Source organism: Arthrobacter sp. 10N418 (assembly GCF_056394725.1).
In genome coordinates, this window is the sequence record NZ_JBFTIK010000007.1 from 190,058 (window position 1) to 206,760 (window position 16,703).

Consider the following 16,703-nt stretch of genomic DNA (forward strand, 5'->3'; position numbering starts at 1 on the left):
CGGCCCCTCCAGCCCGGCACCCGCCGCCCGGAACCGCACAGACAACGGCAATTCAGAACTAGTCGCCTCATGCTCCGATATCTCGCAAAACGTGCCGTCACGTACGTATTCATGATCTTCCTGACCACAAGTGCCGGGTATCTCCTGGCTGTGAGCACGCTGCAGCCAGCGCTGCTGGAGCAGGAGCGAATTCCGCGGCCCACCCCCGAACAGGTCGTCAATTCCTTCCGGCTCAAGGGCCTCGATCCAACCCTCAGCCCGTGGCAGCGGTACGTCGACTGGCTCACGGGGGTCCTCACCCGGTGGGACTGGGGACGGAGCCCGAACGGGGCCTTCATCAACGCGGAGTTCGGCGACCGCGTGCTGATCTCGACGCGTTTGTTCCTGGCGGCGATCATCCTGACCCTGGTCATCGGGATCGCCCTCGGTGTATACACCGCTGCGCGGCAATACAAGGCCTCGGACCGGGTGATCACCTCATACAGCTACCTGATGTACATCGTCCCCGCGCCCATCGCCTACTTCCTGGTGCAGCTCGGAGCCATCAGCATCAACGAGACCGTGGGAGGCCGCATCTTCTTCGTCACCGGCATCTCCACCCCAGGCCTGGACGGTGGCGGCTGGGCCCAGTTCGTCGACATGCTGGCCCACTATGCGGTGCCGACCTTTGCCATTACGATCGTGGGCTGGGGCGCCTACCAGATCGCTCAACGCCAGTACCTCCTGGACAACGTCAACGCGGACTTCGTCCGGACGGCGCGGGCCAAGGGCCTGACCCGCAACCAGGCGATTGCGCGCCACGCCTTGCGTGTGTCCTTCATCCCCGTGGCGCAGAGCATTGCGTTCACGATCCCGGCCATCTTTGCCGGCGGCTTCTTTGCGGAGAAGATCTTCGCCTGGCATGGCGTCGGCTCCTGGTCCATCGACTCGATCGCCCTGCAGGACGTCAACGCGGCGACGGCGACCCTCGCCTACGGCTCCGTGATATTCGCGATCGGGGCCATCCTTGCGGACTTCGCCACCACGCTTGTCGACCCCAGGGTGAGGGTGCGGTAGCCATGACGAACCTGAACGCCGTCGACCCGGCCGCCGTCGTCGACGAAGCCAAAATTGAGAACGACGGTGTCGTCATCGCCAAGTCGAGGATCATCCTGAGGCGCTTCCTGCGCAACAAGACGGCCGTCGCAGGCCTCGTCATCTTCCTGGCCCTGACCACCGTGTCCTTTGTCGGCGGCGCATTCAGCAGTTGGGACAAGGAAACCATCGACCCGCTCAACATCGGCATGGGACCGTCCGCGGACCACCTGCTGGGCACCTCCCAGGCCGGGATCGACCTTTACGCCCTGACCGTGGAGGGCACCAGGGTCTCGATCCTCATCGGCCTCGTCGTGGGCCTGGTGTCGGTCCTGATCGCCGCGATCTACGGCTGCACCATGGCCTATTTCGGCGGCAAAGTGGACAAGGTCATGCTGTTCGTCCTCGAGGCCCTGATCATGATGCCGGCGCTGCTGGTCGTGGCTGTGGCAACAAGCGGGGGCGGCAACGGACTGAAGAATACCCTCCCCAGCTGGCTGCTGCTGATCATCGTCCTGCTGGTCTTCAGCTGGATGGGGACTGCCCGCCTCATCCGCTCCCTCTCGATGTCCCTCATGCAGCGCGACTTCGTCAAGGCCGCCCAATACATGGGGATCCCGGCGCGCCGGATCGTGTGGCGACACCTCGTCCCCAACATCGGTTCGCTGCTGGTCCTGGACATCACCCGCGGGGTCACCGGCGCGATCCTCGCAGAGGTTGCGTTCTCCTTCATCGGCATCGGCATCAAGGTCCCGGATGTCAGCCTCGGTGTCCTGATCGGCCAGGCCACCTCCCAGGTCTCGACGTTCCCCTGGATGTTCTGGGTCCCGCTGGTCGTCATGTTCCTCTTGACCGGCTCGCTGGCCATGATGAACGACGGCCTGCGTGATGCATTCGATCCCAGCTCCAGCTCCATTGGCAGCGCCAGGACGAAAAGCGCTAACAAGAAGAACAAATGAGCAGCGACATCACCGCCAGCACCGACGCGGCCGCCAGGGCAACCGTGGAGCGTCTGCACGTGCGCGGAGTTCACGCACCTACCGACGCTGTGCTTTCCGTCCGGGACTTGAACGTCCGCTTCAACACGGAGAACGGCGTGCTGCACGCCGTCCGTGGCGTCGACTTCGACCTGATGCCGGGCAAGACTCTGGGCATTGTGGGTGAATCCGGCTCCGGAAAGTGCGTCACGTCCATGGCCATCATGGGCCTGCTGCCCTCCACCGCGGAGGTCAAGGGCTCCGTCCGGCTGCTGGGCAAGGAACTGCTGGGCCTCAGCGATAAGGCCATGTGCCGGTACCGCGGCAGCGACATCGCCATGGTGTTCCAGGATCCGCTGTCCTCGCTGACTCCCGTCTTCACGGTGGGAAACCAGATCATCGAGGCCCTGACGATCCACAACCCCGCCATGAGCAAACAGGCCAAGGAGGCGCGCGCCGTCGAGCTTCTGGGCATGGTGGGCATCCCCAGCCCGAGGGACCGGCTCAAGGCTTTCCCGCACGAGTTCTCCGGCGGCATGCGCCAGCGCGTCATGATCGCCATCGCGATCGCCAACAATCCCCGGGTGCTCATCGCTGATGAGCCGACGACGGCGCTGGACGTCACCATCCAGGCGCAGGTGCTCGAGGTGCTGCATACGGCGCAGGCGGAAACCGGCGCCGCCGTCGTCATGATCACGCACGACCTCGGCGTGGTCGCCGGGATGGCGGACGACATCATGGTGATGTACGCCGGCAAACCGGTGGAGACCGGCACGGTGGACGAGATCTACTACAACCCCCGCATGCCGTACACCATGGGGCTGCTCGGGGCGGTGCCGCGCGTGGACACGGCGGAGAAGACGTCCCTGGTGCCTATCGAGGGCGTCCCCCCGAACCTGGTCCACGCCACTACCGGCTGCACCTTCGCACCGCGGTGCCCGCTGGCCGGCGTTGCCTGCCTGGAGGGCGAGCCGCCGCTGTGGCCGGTGCCCGGCATCGGGGAGCCAGCCCCCGGCAAGCACGGCTCCCCGGTGCCCGGCGTAGGACGGCCCGGCGCCGGGCAGCCCGGCGGCCACAAGGCTGCCTGCATCAAGACGGACTCGCTGGCAGGGGTGGACGTCCACGAGATCTATGCCGCCCCCGCCGTCCCGGTCTCCCGCTTCGACGCCATCCCACGGGTAGAGCGGAAAGCCGTGCTGGAGCTCAGGGATGTCAGGAAGTACTTTCCGCTGATGAAAGGCTCGCTGATCAAACGCCGGATCGGCACCGTCAAGGCCGTTGACGGGCTGAGCTTCGACATCCGCGAGGGTGAGTGCTTCTCGATCGTGGGCGAGTCGGGGTGCGGGAAGACCACCACGCTGCTGGAAATCATGGAGTTCCACAAGGACCAGGACGGCGAGGTGGTTATCGGCGGGCTGAGCAACAAGGCGGCCGCCGACGGCAAGACCAAGGCGGCCATGCGGAAGGAACTCCAGATGGTGTTCCAGGACCCCGCCGGCGCACTGGACCCGCGCTTTACCGTCTATGAGGTCCTCGCCGAGCCGCTGGAAAACGCCGGAATGGCGAAGCCGGCCGTCCGGAAGCGGATCATGGAGCTCATGGAGCTCGTGGGCCTCCAGCCGGACCACGTCAACCGCTTCCCCAACCAGTTCTCCGGCGGACAGCGCCAGCGCATCGGAATCGCCCGCGCCCTGGCAGTGAACCCGAGGCTGGTGGTCCTTGACGAGCCCGTGTCAGCCCTGGACGTCTCGGTCCGGGCCGGCGTCATCAACCTGTTGGACCAGCTCCGCGCCGAACTCGGACTGAGTTACCTCATGGTGGCCCACGACCTGTCTCTGGTACGCCACATCTCCAGCCGCGTGGCCGTGATGTATCTCGGCAAAATCGTGGAGATCGGGGATGTGGACAGCGTCTTCGATAACCCCCGCCACCCGTATACCCGGGCGCTGCTGTCCGCCATTCCCGTCCCGGACCCGCAGCTGGAACGCACCCGCGAACGCATCGTCCTCAAGGGGGACCTGCCGTCGCCGCTGGATGCGCCCGCGGGCTGCAACTTCGCCTCCCGCTGCCCGGTGTTCGCGGCACTGCCTCCCGCCAAGCAGGAGAAGTGCCTGACGCTCGAACCGCCCCTGGAAGCGGAGGCCGTGTCCGAGGTCGCCGGGATACCCGCCAGGCACCCGGACCAGCAGTTCGCCTGCTTCTACCCCGACGGCGAACTCGACGCCGAGCTTCTGGTCGTCCACGACGCCCACCGACTTTCCTGATCCGCACCATCACTGGCCCTCGCACCAAAGGACAAGGAACGCCATGAAGAACCTGACCAGGATCGGCGGCGTCACCGCCGTGGTGGCGGCGCTTGCGCTGACCGCTTGCGGCGGCGGCGCGGCCACCGGCCCCCCGGCCGGCAGGGGCCAGGAATCGGGCGGCGACCTTGCCAAGCTCGTAAGCGTCAACGCCAAGGACGCCAAAGACCTGCAGCCCGGTGGCACCCTGACCCTGCCGCTGGGCAGCATCGGGCCGGATTTCAACGGATTCTCCAACACCGGCAACAGCGCGGACAACACGGCGCTGCACCGCCCGATCGACGAGGCCGGCACCTGGGGCTGCTGGAACTTCGACTTCGACGGCACGGCCACGCCGAACAAGGACTTCTGCGAGGACGTCAAGAGCGACGTCAAGGCTGGCAAACAGACCATCACCATCAAGGTCAACGACAAGGCCACGTTCAACGACGGCACGCCGGTCGATGTCAGGACCTTCGAGAACACCTGGAAAATGCTCAAGGGTGACAACAAGGACATCGACATCGTCACCTCGGGTGCCTACGAGTTCGTCGATTCCGTCAAGGCCGGCGCGAACGACAAGGAAGTCATCGTCACCACCACCCAGCCTGTCTACCCGCTGGATTCGCTCTTCACCGGCTTCATCCACCCCAAGGTCAACACGCCGGAACTCTTCAACACAGGCTTCACCGGTGACATGCACCCGGAGTGGATGGCCGGCCCGTTCAAGGTGGACCAGTACGACAGCGCAGCCAAGACGGTCACGATGGCCCCGAACGAGAAATGGTGGGGCGCCAAGCCGGTCCTGAGCAAGGTCGTCTTCCGCCAGCTGGAGACCAGCGCCGCGGTCGCCGCCTTCAAGAACGGTGAAATCGACGCCGTCTCGGCCAACACGATCTCCGTCTACAAGCAGCTCGACGGCACCAGGAACGCCGAAGTCCGCCGTGGCCAGCGCCTGTTCGCCGGCGGCCTGAACCTCAACGCCCGGAAGGCGCCGATGACCGACGTCGCGGTCCGCAAGGCGATCTTCACCGCCGTCGACCGCGAAGCGCTGCGCAAGGTCCGTTTCAACGGTCTGAACTGGGAGGAGCCCAGCTCCGGGTCGATGATGCTGCTGCCGTTCTCCAAGTACTACCAGGACAACTACCCCGTCAAGGAATCCGGCCCCGATGCCGCCAAAAAAGTCCTGACCGACGCGGGCTACAAGCCCAACGCTGCCGGCATCATGGAGAAGGACGGCGTTCCCGCCGCCTTCAAGATCAGCAACTTCGGCGACGACCCCACCACCCTGGCCTTTACGCAGACCCTGCAGAAGCAGCTGCAGGCCGGAGGCATGGACGTCGGAATCGACCAGCGCGGTTCCGCCGACTTCGGCAAGGTCATGGGCAGCCGCGACTTCTACCTGAGCGTCTCCGGCTACACTGTGGGCCCGGACGCGACGGATTCCGTCAAGCAGTTCTACGATTCCAGGACGAACGAGAACCAGCTGGGCGACGCCGAGCTGGATGCCGATATCAAGAAGCTCTCCACGATTGCGGACAACACCGAGCGCAACAAGGCCGCGATGGACGTTGAAAAGAAGCACATGGCCAGGTACTTCTCCATGGGTGTCGTCATGAACGGTCCGCAGATCTCCTTCGTGCGCACGGGCCTGGCCAACTACGGCCCGTCCCTGTTCAAGAGCCTCTCCCAGGTTCCGGACTGGACCACCATCGGCTGGGAAAAGAAGTAGCCCAACACTCCTTCCGACGCTCCCTCACCTGTAGCAGCTTTTTGGGCGACGCTCCCTCACCTTTCGAGGAAGCGTCGCCCGAATTATTGCGAAATCTGAGGGAGCGTCGGCTGGGCGCGCGGGGGTAGCCTAGGAGCCATGACCACAGATTCCGCCGGGCCCATCCGCACCGCCGTGGCCGGGTTCGGCCTCTCCGGCAGCGTCTTCCATGCGCCGCTGATCGCCGCGAACCCCGCATTCTCACTCGAGGTGATCGCCACGTCCGACGCCGCGAGGAAGACGGCGGCGGCCACCCGCTACCCGGGCACCAGGATCGTGGATACGCCGGGGGACATCGTGGAGCTTGCCGGTGACCTCGACGTCGTGGTGCTCGGGACCCCGCCGGCCACCCACTACCCGCTCGCGAAGGCCGCGCTGGAAGCCGGGCTCGACGTCGTGGTGGACAAGCCCTTCACCGTGCACAGCGCCGAAGGCGAGGAGCTGATCGCGCTCGCCGCGCGGCTGGGCCGGGTCCTCACGGTGTTCCAGAACCGGCGCTGGGACGGGGACTTCCTCACGGTCAAGGGGCTGCTCGCCGGCGGCGTCCTCGGCACCGTCACCCGGTTCGAATCACGCTTCGAGCGCTGGTCGCCGGAGGTCGCGAAGGCCTGGAAGGCGGCCGCGACGGCGGATGACGGCGGCGGCGTTCTCTTCGACCTCGGCACCCACTTGCTGGACCAGGCCGTGCAGCTCTTCGGCCCCGCGACCGTCAGCTACGCGGAGCTCCGCGCGCGGCGTCCGGGGGAGCGCGTCGACGACGACGTCTTCCTGGCGCTGCGGCACGATTCCGGGACCATCAGCCACCTGTGGATGAACATGCTGTGCGCCCAGCAGGGCCCGCGGTACCGCCTGCTGGGCAGCGCGGGCGGTTACACCAAGCATGGCGTCGATCCGCAGGAACCGTACATCGTGGCCGGCGGCAGCCCGCTGGACGCCGGGTACGGCATCGAGGACCCGGACTGGGCCGGGTTGATCGGCCGGGACGGGCACCTGGACCGGCTGCCCACCGAGCGCGGTGCCTACCCTGAGTTTTACCGGATCCTCGCGGACAAGATCGCCGACGGCGGGGCGGCGTCGACGCTGCCGGTCCCGGTGGATCCGGCGGGGCCCGTGGAGGTGCTGCGGCTGATCGAGCAGGCCCGGTCCCTGGCCTGACGGGGGCCACGGGCTTAAACAGCAATCGACTGCTCCGTAACTGCCCTTTTGGGGGTCCAAAAGGGCGGCTACGGAGCAGCCGATGCTCACTGCGAGGAAGTTGCTACGCGGAGACCAGCTGGTGCCAGTCAGCCACGAGGGGCAGGTTGTGCGCCTCGGACACGGAACGGTGGGCGACCTTGCCGGCGGCGATGTTCAGGCCGGCGGCAAGAGCGGCGTCGCGCTCGAAGGCAGCCTTGACGCCCAGGTTCGCCAGCGACACGGCGTAGCGCAGCGTGACGTTGGTCAGCGCATAGGTGGAGGTGTTCGGCACCGCGCCGGGCATGTTGGCGACGCAGTAGAAGATCGTGTTGTGGACCTTGTACGTCGGCTCCTGGTGCGTGGTGGGGTGGGTGTCCTCGAAGCAGCCGCCCTGGTCCACGGCGATGTCCACGAGCACCGAGCCGGGCTTCATCCGGGACACGAGCTCATTGGTGACGAGCTTGGGCGCCTTGGCGCCGGGGATCAGGACCGAACCGATCACGAGGTCCGCGTCGACCACGGACTTCTCGATCTCGTAGGCGTTGGAGGCCACGGTCTTCAGGCGGCCCTGGTACTGGGCATCGAGTTCGCGGAGGCGGTTGATGTTGATATCCAGGATGGTGACGTCGGCGCCGAGGCCCAGGGCCATCGCGGCCGCGTTGGTGCCGGCAACGCCGGCGCCCAGGACTACGACCTTCGCCGGACGCACGCCCGGGACGCCGCCGAGCAGCACGCCCTTGCCGCCGGCCGGGGCCATCAGCGAGGTGGCGCCGACCTGCACGGAGAGACGGCCGGCAACCTCGGACATCGGGGCCAGCAGCGGCAGCGTGCGGCCCTCCTGGACAGTCTCGTAGGCGATGGCGGTGACGCCGGTGTTGATCAGCTCCTGCGTCAGTTCCGGCTCGGCGGCCAGGTGCAGGTAGGTGAAGAGGATCAGGCCCTTGCGGAACCGGTGGTATTCGGCCTTGACCGGCTCCTTGACCTTCATGACCATGTCCGCACGCGACCACACGTCGTCGGCTTCGGCAACGATTTCGGCGCCGGCGATGGCGTATTCCTCGTCCGTGATGCCCGAGCCCAGGCCTGCGCCGCGCTCTACGAGGACTTCGTGGCCGTGCGTGCGGAATTCGTGGACGCCGGCGGCCGTGATGGCGACGCGGAATTCGTTGTTCTTGATCTCTTTGGGGACACCGATGATCATTTTTTGGGCTCCAGTTGTGGCGGCGTTGTCGGCCTGGGTGTGCGGGGAGTTCGTTCTTCCAGAATAGGTCCGGCTGTGAGGCAGGCGACAGGCTCCGGCCCCGGGTGTGCGCCGGCACCCGCGTCTTTCCGGGGTTTTTGAAATCGTCAGGTAGACATATGTCGCGAGGGCAAGCGTCAGGTGTCGGCTGGTGTTGGTTCGCTCCCGGACGCTGCCGGGCAGTAGTCTGGCAGCATGCAGCAGCAGGATGTGGAGCAGCTCGTGGAGCGGGTGGCACTGAGGCTGGGCCGCGGGCTCTCGCTCGAGGATCTTGACGGGCTGCTCCTGGCGTACAGTTCCAATCAATCCCACGCCGACCGGGTCCGGGTGAACTTCCTGCTCAGCAAGCGGGTGCCGGCCGATGTCATTGCCTGGCAGCTCTCCCACGGGATCGCGACGGCGGTGCGCCCGGTCGTCGTTCCCGCGAACGAGGACCTTGGGATGCTGGGGCGGGTCTGCGTGCCGCTGCTGGTGCGCGGCTTCCGGGTCGGGTACCTGTGGGTCCAGCTGGACGCGGAAGAGCCCGGCGGGGCGACGGTTCTCGCCGAGCTGCCGGAGGTGGCGCGCGAGCTGGAGCAGTTGTCCGCCCTGCTGCTGGATTCGAACACGGCGGAATCGGAGTTCCGTCGTCGCCGCGAACAGGTGTTCCTCGCCGCCTGTGCCGGGGAAGCGAACGCGGTGGCCGCGGTGGCGGGCTGGAAGGAAGTGCAGGGCCGCGGGCCCTGGCAGCTTGTGACCGTCCTGGATGCCGACGGCTGGGCAGAAGGCTCGGACCCCATCGCCGCCACGCTGATCCACCGCTCTGCGGCGCTGCAGGCCACGATCGGGGTGGACGCGGCCCTCTTCAGCGCCGGCACTGAAACCCACGCCGTGGTGCTGTTCAAGGAATCCACCGGGCGTGCGGACCACGCCCAGGTGCTGGTCCACTACCAGCTGGAACTGGCCAAACGCGCCGGGCGGACAGTCCGGCGAATCATCCTCGGCACGAGCGAAGGTTTCTCCAAGCCCAGGGAGATGGCCGAGGCCTACCGGCAGTCCCGGCAGGCGGCCCAGGCGGCGGCGGTGGATCCCCAGCTCGGGGAACTCGTTGACTGCCGCGCCACCGGCGTTTACCAGCTCCTGGCCTCAGCCGGCGGTGGTGCCGGGGCGTGGGCGGACTCGGGATCCGTGTATTTCCGCCTCCTGGAAGACCATGACCGCAACGACGAGCTGCTGCCCGTGCTGGAACTGTTCTACGACAACGACAGTTCGGTCCAGGAGGTCGCGACCAAGCTGCACCTGCACCGGAGCAGTATTTACAACCGGCTGGGCAGGATCCGCCAGGTGCTCGGCGTCGATCCGCTCAAGGGGATGGTGCGGCTGGAACTCCATGCCGCGCTCAAGGCCCGGCGCTGGGCCGCCCGGCCCAGGATCTAGTACCGGCGGGTCCGGGACCTACTTGCCGCGGCCTTCGCGCTTGGCGGTGTCGGGATCGAAGGCGAGGCGCGGGTCCTCGCCGCGGACGAGGGACTCGCCGTCGGGCCGGCGTGCGCCGCTCCGGCGTCGGCGGGCGGTCCGGCTGTCCATCCACATGGAGACCGCCACGAACGCGACGCAGCTGGACATGAACGCTGCCGTGTTGTTCAGCCCCATGGCCGTTCCGAGAATGCCAGTGAGCACCATGGCGGCGATGCCTGCCACAATGTGCCACCCTCTGAACTTACCCACAATTCAAGCGTAACCCCCGGCTGATCCGCGTCTCCGCGCGGGACCGGGATCGTTGCTTGATCCTTATCACGCCGTCACGAAGCACCCGTGCCGCCGTCATCCTGGTGCGCCGTGGAGCCCTCTGCCGCTGTGGCCTTCTTCTGCGTTTCGAGCCATGCCATGATGTCTGCGAGCCGGATCCGCCGGTGCGTGCCCCGGTATTCCACCGGGATCTCGCCCCGGTCGGTCAAGTTCCGGAGGTAGGTGTGCGAGATCCCGGCCAGCTCCGCTGCCCGGGAGGTGGTCAGCATCTCCTCGACGCTGCTGACCGTCACCGCCTCGCCCCGGCCGAACCGGCCCAGCAGGTCCACGACGGCGTCCCTCGCCGCGGGCGGCAGCCGGTGCACCGTGCCGTCGACGAACACGGTGATGTCGTTGCCGCCGCTGAGGGCGTAAAGGAGTTTCTGCGCGTCCTCGGCGGACAAACCGGCCGTCACCCGGGGAGCTATCAATGCCATGGGTGCATCCTAGCTGAGCGGCGCCCCGGCCCTGGGGAAACGCCCCGCGGGTCGGTCCGCGCGTTAGAGGCCGAGCTCCTCAAGAATGGGGAGCTTCTCCCGGACCCAGGCCCGCGCCTCGGTGGCGCTTGGCGCGGAAAGTGCCAGCTTGGCCAGTTCCTGCGTCTCGGCCAGCGTCACGGTCTTGAGCACGGCGGCCACGGCCGCGATGGAACGGGCCGTCATGGACAAGGTGGTGACGCCCAGTCCGGTCAGGACGACGGCGAGGGCCGGGTCCGCCGCGGCCTCCCCGCACACGCCCACCGGCTTGTTGTGGCCTTCAGCAAGCGAGCCTTCAACCGTCAGGCCAACGAGCCGCAGGACGGCCGGCTGCCAGGGCGTGTTCAGGGCAGCGAGCGGGCCTAGCTGGCGGTCGGCGGCCATGGCGTACTGGGTGAGGTCGTTGGTGCCCAGGCTCGCGAAGTCAACTTCCCGGAGGATGGCCTCGGCGGTGAGGGCCGCGGACGGCACCTCCACCATGACGCCGGGGGTCTTGATCCCGGCCTCGGCGCAGAGCGATGCAAAGCGGGCGGCTTCCTCCGCCGTCGAGATCATCGGCGCCATGACCCACACGTCGGCCTCGGAGGCCTGTTCGGCCAGGGCGATTGCCTGCAGCTGGCGTTCCAGCACGCCCGGGGTGGTCCAGTCCGTCCGGTAGCCGCGGACACCCAGGGCAGGGTTGGGTTCGGTTGCATCGGTCAGGAAGGGCAGCGGCTTGTCCGCCCCGGCGTCGAGGGTCCGTAGCACCACTTTCTTGCCCGGGAAGGCATCGAAGACGCCCTGGTAGGCCGCGGACTGTTCCTCCACGGTGGGTTCGGTGTCCCTTTCCAGGAAGCAGAATTCGGTGCGGAACAGGCCGACGCCCTGGGCATTCAGGCCCGCGGCCGCCGCGGCGTCCTTGGCTCCGCCGACGTTTGCCAGGAGCGGAACGAGGTGGCCGTCCGCCGTCGTGCCCGTACCGTCAAACGCGGACAGCAGTGACGCGGTGGCGGCCCAGTGGGCTGCGGCGGCGCGCTGGGATTCGTCAGGGTCCGCGGTAATGGTGCCGGCGGCGCCGTCGACGTAGACTTCGGTGCCGTCCGCGAGCTCGTCCACGCCGGCCGCGGCCACCACGGCGGGCAGCCCGAGCGAGCGGGCGATGATGGCGGTGTGGGACTGCGGGCCGCCGCCGGCCGTGACCAGGGCGAGGATCTTCTCCGGATCCAGGGTGGCGGTGTCCGCCGGGGCAAGGTCTTCGGCGATGAGGACGAACGGGGTGGCGGAGGCGGGGATGCCCGGCGCGGGAACGCCGCGCAGCTCGGCCACGATCCGGGCCCGCACGTCAAGGACGTCGGTGGCGCGTTCGGCCATGTAGCCGCCGAGGTTGTGCAGCATTTCCGAGACGGAGGCGCCGGCTTCCCAGATGGCCCGCTGGGCGGACGTGCCGCGGCCGATCAGCTTCGTGGCGGACTTCAGCAGCATCGTGTCGGTGGCCATGAGGGCCGTCGCTTCCAGGACCGCCTTGCCGTCGCCGGTGACGGTCTCGGACCGGGCCTTGAGCTCGTCGTGGACCTCCTTCGCGGCCGCCTTCAGCGCCGCGGTGGCCTCGTCCGCCGTGACGCCGGCCGGGAGTTGCTCGCCGGACGGCGGCTCGCTGATCGGTTTGGGCATCTGGCGGATGGTGCCGATGATGCGGCCGGGGCTGACGCCTACTCCTGGGAAGTTCTGCACTGAAGGTCCTCATTCTCTGCCGTGGCCGGAAGCCGGTTCGGGTGCCGCCGCTGATCCGGCGGATCATTTGTGCCTGCGGCTGACGGCTACGTCAGTCGGCGGATCGCGGTACCTGAAAAAATTGTATGTGATGCACTTCATATAGCGTTGCTATAGGTGCTAGGGTAGCGGTTATGAGTTTCGATGGCCAGCTTCCGCCAAAAATGCGACTGCTCCGTGCAGCTGCCGAGCTGCTGGCCAACTCAGGCGGAGCCGCGGTCTCCACCCGCCAGATCACCAAGCTGGCGGGAGTGACAGCCCCCACCCTGTATCACCACTTCGGTGACAAAGAGGGGTTGTTCGACGCCGTCGTCGCGGCCGGTTTTGAGGAATACGTGGCGGACGAACGCGACTTCGCGCCGTCCGGACAGCCGCTGGAAGATATCCGGCGGATGTGGGACAAGCACGTGCGGTTCGGCCTTAAGCAGCCGGAACTGTACCTGGTCATGTTCGGCAATATCCGCCCCGAGAGCCGCCCCGCCATCGTCGCCGATGCCGAGGCCCTCATGGAGGAGCTGCTGAACAAGGCGGCGGTCGCGGGCCAACTCAACGTCCCTCCCAGGGAAGCGGCCAGGTCCATCCTGGCGGCCAACGTGGGCGTGACACTCATGCTGATCACGGAGAAGGCGCCCGAGCGAAACCTCGAGCTCTCCGCCATGACCCGCGATGCCATGATCTTTGCGGTTTCCACGGAGCAGGCCCGGAACAACGGCCCTGAGGACACCGGGAAATCCTCAGTGGTCGTGGCCGCGATCGCCTTGAATGCGGCGCTCCAGGCGTCGCACTCGGACCAACTCTCCAGCTCGGAACTCAAGCTGTTCCTTGAATGGCTCCACCGAATCTCCACCAGCGCAACCAGCTAGCTTTCGCGAAATTATCGGACCATCCTGCGGTGCAGCAGGAATGACGGTTAGGAAATCACATGGCAACAGAGACAGTTGCGAAACCCCGCACCAGCATGCGGGTGGGCGTCCAGAAATTCGGGACGTTCCTCTCCGGCATGATCATGCCCAATATCGGCGCATTCATCGCGTGGGGCATCATTACGGCTTTCTTCATTCCGGCAGGCTTCACCCCCAACGCCGACCTGGCCAAGCTCGTTGGACCGATGATCACCTTCCTGTTGCCGCTCCTGATCGGCTACACCGGTGGCCGGATGGTCTATGGGGTGCGCGGCGGCGTGGTGGGTGCCGCGGCCACCATGGGCGTGATCGTCGGTACGGACATCCCAATGTTCATCGGCGCCATGATCATGGGCCCGCTGACCGCGTGGATCATGATGAAGCTGGAAAGTCTCTGGGAAAACAAGGTCAAGCCCGGCTTCGAGATGCTGATCGACAACTTCACCGCGGGCATCGTCGCCGCGGCCATGGCCATCTTCGGCATGCTGGTGATCGGCCCGGTCGTGAAGGCCTTCAGCAACGGTGCCAGCTCCGTCGTCGAATTCCTGGTCAACAACGGCCTCCTGCCCTTCACCAGCATCTTCATCGAGCCCGCAAAGGTCCTGTTCCTTAACAACGCCGTGAACCATGGCATCCTGACGCCGCTGGGAACCGAGCAGGCGCTGTCCCAGGGCAAGTCCATCCTGTTCCTGCTCGAGGCCAACCCCGGCCCGGGCGTCGGGATCCTGCTTGCCTACATGCTCTTCGGCAAGGGCCTGGCGAAGGCGTCCGCGCCCGGCGCCGCGCTGATCCAGTTTGTCGGCGGCATCCACGAGATCTACTTCCCGTTCGTGCTCATGAAGCCCATCATCATCCTCGCCGCAATCGGCGGCGGCATGACCGGCATCTTCACCCTGGTGGTGACAGGTGCGGGGCTGCGCTCGCCGGCCGCTCCGGGCAGCATCATCGCCGTCTTTGCCGCGACGGCGAAAGACAGCTACTTCGGTGTGGCACTCTCCGTCCTCCTGGCCGCCACGGTGTCCTTCCTGATCGCCTCGGTGATCCTCAAGTCCAGCAAGGCCACGGAGGAAGACGACCTCGGCGCGGCCACCTCCCGGATGGAAACCATGAAGGGCAAGAAGAGCTCCGTCTCGTCCGCCCTCGCCGGTGCAGGTGCCGGCGGAGTTGCCGTTCTCGCCGGCCCGGTCCGGAACATCGTCTTTGCGTGCGACGCCGGCATGGGTTCAAGCGCCATGGGCGCGTCCGTGCTGCGGAACAAGATCAAGGCCGCCGGCTTCCCGGGCGTCAAGGTCACCAATTCCGCCATCGCCAACCTCAGCGACACGTACGACGTCGTCATCACCCACCAGGACCTGACCGAGCGGGCCCGGCCCGTGACGGCCAGCGCGGTGCACGTCTCGGTGGACAACTTCATGAACAGCCCGCGCTACGACGAAATCGTTGAGCTCGTCAAAACCAGCAACACCGAGACCGTGCCGGAGACGGGTGCCGCCGCCGGTGGCGCGGATGCCGCGCCGGCCGCCGTCGAGACACTCGAGGCGGAATCCGAAACCGGCCCCGCCGGCATCCTGATGGCCGAAAGCGTCGTCCTGAGCGGCACGGCAACCACCCGCGACGCCGCGATCGACGAGGCCGGCCGGCTCCTGTTGGACCGGGGCGCCGTCGACACCGGCTACCTGGACGCCATGCATGAACGCGAGGAATCCGTGTCCACGTACATGGGCAGCTTCCTCGCCATCCCGCACGGCACCAACGCGGCCAAGGACCACATCATGAAGTCCGCGGTCTCCGTGGTCCGCTACCCGGACGGCATCGACTGGAACGGCAAGGAGGTCAAGTTCGTCGTCGGAGTCGCCGGCATTAACAACGAGCACCTGCACATCCTGTCCTCGATCGCCAAGGTCTTCACGAACAAGGCGCAGGTCGCGCAGCTTGAAGCGGCCACCACGGTCGAAGAAGTGCTGGACCTGTTCGGAAAGGTCAACTCCTAGTGAAAGCTGTCCATTTCGGAGCCGGAAATATCGGCCGCGGATTCGTGGGTCTGTTGCTGCACGATGCGGGGTACGAGGTGGTGTTCGCGGACGTCGCGGAGGCCCTGATCACCCAGCTCGCGGCAGCCGACAGCTACGAGGTCCACGAGGTGGGGGAGAACCCCACCGTCCGCACCGTGGACAACTTCCGCGCCTTGAACTCCAGCACGCAGGAGGCGGACGTCATCGCTGAAATCGCGACGGCGGACATCGTCACCACCGCGGTGGGACCGCACATCCTCAAGTTCGTGGCGCCGGTGATTGCCAGGGGGATCGCCGCGCGGGCTCCCGGACTGCCACCGCTGCAGGTGATGGCATGCGAAAACGCCATCAACGCGACGGACGTCCTGAAATCGGAAGTGGCGGACCAGTGGGATCCTGCCGCGGGCCCGCTCGATGCTGCCGCCGTGTTCGCGAACACGGCGGTGGACCGGATCGTGCCCAACCAGGAGGCCGGACAGGGCCTGGACGTCACCGTGGAGACGTTTTACGAATGGGTCATCGACCGGACCCCGTTCGCCGGCACGGAACCGGTAATTCCGGGCGCGACGTTCGTGGACAACCTGGAGCCATACATCGAGCGGAAGCTGTTCACGGTGAACACCGGGCATGCCTCGGCTGCCTACTTCGGCTTCGAGGCCGGACTGGAGAAGATCTCCGATGCCATGGCCGATCAGGATGTTGCGGCCGATGTGCGCGCTGTCCTGGACGAGACCAAGGAGCTGCTGGTGGCCAAGCACGGCTTCAACCGTGACGAGCAGGAGGCCTACGTCCAGAAGATCCTGGGCCGTTTCACCAACCCTTACCTGCCGGACACCGTGAACCGGGTGGGCCGGGCGCCGTTGCGGAAGCTCAGCCGGCACGAACGCTTCATCGGGCCGGCCGCCGAGCTGGCCGAACGCGGGATCGTCCCGGAGGCCCTCCTCGGTGCAATCGCCGCGGCACTGCGCTTCACCGATCCGGCCGACGCCGAAGCCGTGGAGCTCGCCAGGATCCTGGCCGCCTCAACCCCGGAGGAAGCAACGGAAAAGATCACGGGACTGACTTCAGGGCACCCGCTGTTCCAGGCTGTCTGCGCACTGGTGGAGGAGGCCAAGGCGGTCGTCTAGCTGTACTCGGCCAGGACGTTGGTTACACGGTGAAAGGGTGAAGACCTCTTAGGTTGGTGGTTACCACACACACCTAACGACTAAGAGGTCTTCATGGTCCACCGTAATGCCCGTCTGACTCCTGCCGGTAGAGGCATCCTTGTCCAGCGC

13 protein-coding genes are annotated in these 16,703 nt (G+C 66.6%); 9 read left to right on the forward strand and 4 right to left on the reverse strand.

Going from position 1 to position 16,703, the window contains the following annotated elements:
* Positions 1-69: 69 nt before the first annotated feature.
* From AC1DCZ_RS08060 to AC1DCZ_RS08080, 5 genes are all read left to right on the forward strand, one after another.
* Entirely contained in the window at positions 70-1,056 is a 987-nt protein-coding gene (locus AC1DCZ_RS08060) for an ABC transporter permease (RefSeq protein WP_476896344.1), read from the forward strand.
* A gap of 2 nt (positions 1,057-1,058) precedes the next feature.
* On the forward strand, positions 1,059-2,033 hold the full coding sequence (locus tag AC1DCZ_RS08065) for an ABC transporter permease (protein WP_476974116.1): 975 nt from the start codon (positions 1,059-1,061) through the stop codon (positions 2,031-2,033).
* Positions 2,030-4,315 carry an ABC transporter ATP-binding protein gene (locus AC1DCZ_RS08070; protein ID WP_476974117.1) on the forward strand — a complete coding sequence of 762 codons (2,286 nt, stop codon included), beginning with the start codon at positions 2,030-2,032 and terminating at the stop codon, positions 4,313-4,315. The genes AC1DCZ_RS08065 and AC1DCZ_RS08070 overlap by 4 nt, the downstream gene beginning before the upstream one ends.
* A gap of 43 nt (positions 4,316-4,358) precedes the next feature.
* Positions 4,359-6,065, forward strand: a complete 1,707-nt coding sequence (locus AC1DCZ_RS08075; protein WP_476974118.1) for an ABC transporter family substrate-binding protein — start codon at positions 4,359-4,361, stop codon at positions 6,063-6,065.
* 138 nt (positions 6,066-6,203) lie between these two features.
* Positions 6,204-7,259, forward strand: a complete 1,056-nt coding sequence (locus tag AC1DCZ_RS08080; RefSeq protein WP_476974119.1) for a Gfo/Idh/MocA family protein — start codon at positions 6,204-6,206, stop codon at positions 7,257-7,259.
* A 103-nt stretch (positions 7,260-7,362) separates the two neighbouring features.
* Here AC1DCZ_RS08080 and ald read toward each other — a convergent pair whose 3' ends face one another.
* On the reverse strand, positions 7,363-8,481 hold the full coding sequence (gene ald, locus AC1DCZ_RS08085) for an alanine dehydrogenase (protein WP_476896349.1): 1,119 nt from the start codon (positions 8,479-8,481) through the stop codon (positions 7,363-7,365).
* Positions 8,482-8,715: 234 nt separating this feature from the next.
* On the opposite strand from ald, the gene AC1DCZ_RS08090 reads away from it, so the two are divergent.
* Positions 8,716-9,936, forward strand: a complete 1,221-nt coding sequence (locus AC1DCZ_RS08090; RefSeq protein WP_476896350.1) for a PucR family transcriptional regulator — start codon at positions 8,716-8,718, stop codon at positions 9,934-9,936.
* A gap of 18 nt (positions 9,937-9,954) precedes the next feature.
* Here AC1DCZ_RS08090 and AC1DCZ_RS08095 read toward each other — a convergent pair whose 3' ends face one another.
* The 3 genes from AC1DCZ_RS08095 to ptsP form a co-directional block, all read right to left on the reverse strand.
* Positions 9,955-10,227 carry a hypothetical protein gene (locus AC1DCZ_RS08095; RefSeq protein WP_476974120.1) on the reverse strand — a complete coding sequence of 91 codons (273 nt, stop codon included), beginning with the start codon at positions 10,225-10,227 and terminating at the stop codon, positions 9,955-9,957.
* A gap of 74 nt (positions 10,228-10,301) precedes the next feature.
* Positions 10,302-10,724: a helix-turn-helix domain-containing protein gene (locus AC1DCZ_RS08100; RefSeq protein ID WP_476974121.1), complete on the reverse strand. Its 423-nt coding sequence runs from the start codon at positions 10,722-10,724 to the stop codon at positions 10,302-10,304.
* A 63-nt stretch (positions 10,725-10,787) separates the two neighbouring features.
* Entirely contained in the window at positions 10,788-12,473 is a 1,686-nt protein-coding gene (ptsP, locus tag AC1DCZ_RS08105) for a phosphoenolpyruvate--protein phosphotransferase (RefSeq protein WP_476974122.1), read from the reverse strand.
* Between the two features lie 173 nt (positions 12,474-12,646).
* On the opposite strand from ptsP, the gene AC1DCZ_RS08110 reads away from it, so the two are divergent.
* Genes AC1DCZ_RS08110 through AC1DCZ_RS08120 form a run of 3 tightly spaced genes read left to right on the forward strand, consistent with a single transcriptional unit; the run spans position 12,647 to position 16,553 of the window.
* Positions 12,647-13,375: a TetR/AcrR family transcriptional regulator gene (locus AC1DCZ_RS08110; protein ID WP_476896354.1), complete on the forward strand. Its 729-nt coding sequence runs from the start codon at positions 12,647-12,649 to the stop codon at positions 13,373-13,375.
* A 59-nt stretch (positions 13,376-13,434) separates the two neighbouring features.
* Entirely contained in the window at positions 13,435-15,405 is a 1,971-nt protein-coding gene (locus AC1DCZ_RS08115; RefSeq protein WP_476974123.1) for a PTS mannitol transporter subunit IICBA, read from the forward strand.
* A complete protein-coding gene (locus AC1DCZ_RS08120) occupies positions 15,405-16,553 on the forward strand; it encodes a mannitol-1-phosphate 5-dehydrogenase (protein WP_476974124.1) in 1,149 nt (382 codons plus the stop codon). Before AC1DCZ_RS08115 ends, AC1DCZ_RS08120 begins: the two co-directional genes overlap by 1 nt.
* Positions 16,554-16,703 lie beyond the last annotated feature (150 nt).